We start from the raw sequence: 960 nt of genomic DNA on the forward strand, positions 1-960 counted from the left end.
ATAAAAAGGCTCTTGATGTGAATAGGGCGGCGTTACTAGCGCTTTTTCACATCAAGAGCCTTTTAGCGTGATAGGGGAGGAGAAACGGAAGAATCTGCGCCCCGGATTAACCGGCCTCGGTGCCCGAGGTATCCTCGGCATCCAGCACCAGGTCATCCGTGCGGTAGTAGTCCCAGCGGGAACAGCCCATACCCCAGCGCATCGCCTGTACTACATCCTGCGCGGCCTCATGAGGGTCAAAAACATTCCGGTTCCACATAGGCTGCATGGGGGTCGGTGCCGCCCACCCGCGTGAACGCAGGTAGTCGGTACTGAACTTGGGCAAAACCTCAGCCTCCATCGCAATTTCGCACAGGAACCCGGCGGGGGAGCGGTAGATACACACAAGCGGCATTGCGTTAGCATGCGCGGCACCCGTGAGCACATAGTAGGTGCGCAGATGCCTGCTCCAGGGCAGGCTCGCCAAACGCTGACCGAGTGAGTTCGTCACCTCGTCCCAACGGTCACGGACAGAAACCGTCTGCTCAGACTTCACAACCCCAATACCCTGCACCGCAAGCTGCTCGGGCGAAATACTCGGCGGATGCGGCGGCACCCGCACCGGTTCGACCTCTCTCTTCGTCATCTGCAGGGCATCGGTCACCATTGTGCGGCCCACCTGCAAGGCGGTATGCCACGATCCATATTTCGCGCGCACCGCCGCTAGAAACGGCACCCGGCCCAGATTACTGCGCATAGTAGACCATGTTCCGTAGGCAAGCACCGTCGGCTGCCGATCATACCGAATACAGTAACTCATGAAACTGCCCAGCTGGTTGCGGAACTCCATATCCGTGAGCGAAGTGCCGCTCAGCTGCCAGTTGTACTCCGCATAATCGGGCGGACACACACCGGTGCGCAGCATGGCGGTTGACCATCCGCCATCGCCCAGCTGATCACGAATGCTCTCGCAGGAGGGCG

General features: G+C 59.7%; 1 protein-coding gene. It reads right to left on the reverse strand.

Annotation, left to right across the window (positions count from 1 at the left end; translation table 11 throughout):
• Positions 1–106: 106 nt before the first annotated feature.
• A partial coding sequence (locus tag HMPREF2554_RS04535) for a TY-Chap domain-containing protein (RefSeq protein ID WP_070554213.1) occupies positions 107–960 on the reverse strand: 854 nt, incomplete at its 5' end.

It is taken from the genome of Rothia sp. HMSC071F11 (assembly GCF_001809115.1).
GTDB classification, from domain to species: Bacteria; Actinomycetota; Actinomycetes; order Actinomycetales; family Micrococcaceae; genus Rothia; species Rothia dentocariosa.